The organism is Phenylobacterium sp., from assembly GCF_046590535.1.
Classification (GTDB): domain Bacteria; phylum Pseudomonadota; class Alphaproteobacteria; order Caulobacterales; family Caulobacteraceae; genus Phenylobacterium.
In genome coordinates this window covers 1-3,122 of the sequence record NZ_JBKJTG010000087.1, presented here as the reverse complement: position 1 = coordinate 3,122, position 3,122 = coordinate 1, and the positions used below count along the sequence as shown (strand labels likewise).

The following is a 3,122-nucleotide window of genomic DNA, read 5'->3' as shown; positions in this document are numbered from 1 at the left end:
GCGACCTCGAGCAGGCGCTGGATCACGAACATCACGTCGGGTCGCCCTGCGTCGTACTCGTCGAACACCAGCGCCACGTTCCGCTGCAAGGCCCACGGCAGGATGCCGTCGCGAAATTCGGTCACCTGCTGGCCTTCCCGGATGACCAGGGCATCTTTGCCCAGCAGATCGCTGCGGCTGATGTGGCCGTCGAGGTTGACCCGCACCAGGGGCCAATTCAGGCGCGCGGCGACCTGTTCGATATGCGTCGACTTGCCGGTGCCGTGGTGGCCCGAGATCAAGACGCGGCGATTGTGGGCGAAGCCCGCCACGATCGCCCGCGTGGTCTCCGGATCGAACTTGTAGGCCAGGTCCATGTCCGGCACGTGGCTGTCGCGCTGGCTGAAGGCCGGGACGTCCATGTCGAAGTCCACCCCGAAGGTGGCGCGCGAGCCGACGACCTTGTCCGGGGCAAGGGTCAGGAGCTTGTCTTCGGTGATGTCGAAAGCGGTCATGGGAGGGTCCGATTACAGGCTTGCAGACGCGGACGCAAACACGTGTTTCATTGATCGCGCGCGCTCTGCGGACGCGCCGGGAGACCCGCCATGCTGAGCGAACTGAGCCGCGAGTACCGCACCATCCAGGTGACGCCGGAGCCCACCGGTTTCGGCGCCGCGATCACTGGCCTCGACCTCACCCGGCCGATGCCGGCCAAGACCGCCGCCGAGGTGAACGCCGCCTGGGCCCGCCACGCGGTGGTGCGGTTTCCCGATCAGCCGCTGGATCTGGACCAGCTCGAGGCGTTCACCCGGCAGATGGGACACTTCGGCGACGACCCGTTCATCAAGCCGATGCCCGGCCGGCCCAACGTCCTGGAACTGCGCCGCGAGGCTGACGAGAAGGCCCCCAACTTCGGGGCCGGCTGGCATTCCGACTGGAGCTTCCAGGCCAGCCCCCCCGCCGCCACCCTGCTGCGCTCCGAGGTGGTTCCGCCAGTGGGCGGCGACACCCTGTTCGCCGACTGCGCCCGGGCCTACGAGGCCCTCTCGCCGACGATGCAGGCCATGCTGGCGCCGCTGCGCGCCATCCATTCCGCCGCGCGGCCCTACGGCTCCAAGGGCATGTTCGCCAAGGAGACCGAGAAGCGGACCATGCAGATCATCACCTCCACCGAGGCCGATCGCACCCAGGTCCATCCGCTGGTCCGCACGCATCCGGTGACCGGGCGAAAAGCCCTGTTCATCAGCCCGGTCTACACGGTGGGCGTCGAGGGCCTGACGGCGCCGGAGACCGAGGCCCTGCTGGGCTTCCTGTTCAAGCACATGACCGACCCCCAGTTCATCTACCGCCACCGCTGGTCGCCGGGGATGCTGCTCATGTGGGACAACCGCTGCACCATGCACTTCGCCGAGGGCGGCTATGACGGCCACCTGCGGGTGATGCACCGCACCACCGTCGCCGGCGACGCGCCGGTCTGAGCCATAGCTTTCGTTGGCGCCATGGAGATCGAGATCAGACGGCTCAGCGCCGCCGACGGCCAGGTGCTGGAGCGGGTGGCGCAGGATGTGTTCGACGAGGCCATCGACACCGGCCGGCTCATCGACTACCTGGCCGCCCCCGGCCACCTGATGGTGGTGGCCATGTCCGGGGACGAGGTGGTGGGCCAGGTGGCCGCGGTCATCCACCGCCATCCCGACAAACCCACCGAGCTCTACGTTGACGAGGTCGGCGTCACGCCCACCCTGTGGCGGCGCGGCATCGCCCGGCGGATGATGGGCGAGATGTTCGCCTGGGGCCGCGAACTGGGCTGCGAGGAAAGCTGGGTCGGCACGGAAACCGACAACCTCCCCGCCCGCCGGCTCTATGAAACCCTGGGCGCCGAGGCCGAACCCATCGTGATGTTCCTCTACGACCTCTAGGACGCTGCGGCTTGACGGCGGCCCCGGCGCGCCGTTTGTCGCGGGGATATTTTCTTCAAGCTCGGAGGGCTCATGGACAAGCGGCGTATCGGGGAATTTGAGGTCTCCGCCATCGGCCTGGGCTGCATGAGCCTGTCGCACGCCTATGGCGCGCCGCCGCCTCGCGACCAGGCCGAGCGGGTGCTGAAGGGCGCCCTGGACGAGGGCTACACCTTCCTCGATACCGCCGCGGTCTATGGCCTGGGGCACAATGAGACCTTGGTGGGCGAGGTGCTGGGCGACCGGCGCGGCGACTATGTGCTGGCCTCCAAGTGCGGCCTGTCGCGGGGGACTGAGCGCGAGCTGAACGGCCACCCGGACATCCTCAAGGCCACCTGCGAGGAGAGCCTGCGCCGCCTGAACACCGAGGTCATCGACCTCTACTACCTGCACCGCTGGGACCGCCGGGTGCCCATCGAGGACAGCGTCGGCGCCCTGGCCGAGCTGGTGGCGCAGGGCAAGATCAAGGCCATCGGCCTGTCGGAAGTCTCCGCCCCCACCCTGCGCCGCGCCCACGCCACCCATCCGATCGCCGCCCTGCAGACCGAATACTCCCCCTGGACCCGCAACCCGGAGATCGCCGTGCTGGACGCCTGCCGCGAGCTGGGGGTGGCCTTCGTGGCCTTCTCGCCGGTGGGCCGTGGCTTCCTGGCCGGCGGGGTGCGCGACCCGGCGAAGCTGGAGCCCGGCGACTTCCGCTCCGGCATGCCGCGGTTTCAGGGCGAGGCGTTCGAAGCCAACCTGAAGCTGCTGGAGGCCCTGGAAGCCCTGGCCACCGAAGCCGCCTGCACGCCGGCCCAGCTCTGCCTCGCCTGGCTGCTGCAGAAGGACCCGATCATCGTGCCGATCCCCGGCACCGCCCGGCCCAAGCACATGCGCGAAAACGCCGGCGCCGCGGCCGTGCGCCTCACCGACGACATCATCCGCCGGATCGACGAGCAGGTGAACGAGACCACCGTCACCGGCTCGCGCTACGCCCCGGCCATGCAGGCCTCGGTGGACACCGAACGGACCCCGGCCGAGGCCGCGGCCTAGGGGAGTGGCGCCGATATGCGAGCGCGTTGAAGGTCCGCTTCCTGCCGCGATCCCAATTTCGGTTCGCGACCCTTTGCGGTAGTCTATTGAGTCCGCTTTTGGGTCACGACTTGAAGTTCCGTGCGCTCGGCCGCTGTCAGGTCCATCCTC

At 68.9% G+C, this 3,122-nt stretch carries 4 protein-coding genes; 3 read left to right on the top strand and 1 reads right to left on the bottom strand.

Annotated elements, in window-relative coordinates:
* A partial coding sequence (locus ACLL81_RS05105) for an AAA family ATPase (protein WP_411287264.1) occupies positions 1–494 on the bottom strand: 494 nt, incomplete at its 3' end.
* Positions 495–584: 90 nt separating this feature from the next.
* Here ACLL81_RS05105 and ACLL81_RS05100 point away from each other — a divergent pair.
* The 3 genes from ACLL81_RS05100 to ACLL81_RS05090 all read left to right on the top strand — a co-directional run bounded on the left by ACLL81_RS05100 (position 585) and on the right by ACLL81_RS05090 (position 2,972).
* A complete protein-coding gene (locus ACLL81_RS05100; RefSeq protein WP_411287263.1) occupies positions 585–1,457 on the top strand; it encodes a TauD/TfdA dioxygenase family protein in 873 nt (290 codons plus the stop codon).
* A gap of 21 nt (positions 1,458–1,478) precedes the next feature.
* Entirely contained in the window at positions 1,479–1,898 is a 420-nt protein-coding gene (locus ACLL81_RS05095) for a GNAT family N-acetyltransferase (protein ID WP_411287262.1), read from the top strand.
* A gap of 72 nt (positions 1,899–1,970) precedes the next feature.
* The gene (locus ACLL81_RS05090) at positions 1,971–2,972 is read left to right on the top strand and encodes an aldo/keto reductase (RefSeq protein WP_411287261.1); all 1,002 of its coding nucleotides are present in this window, start codon (positions 1,971–1,973) and stop codon (positions 2,970–2,972) included.
* The last annotated feature ends 150 nt before the right edge of the window (positions 2,973–3,122 follow it).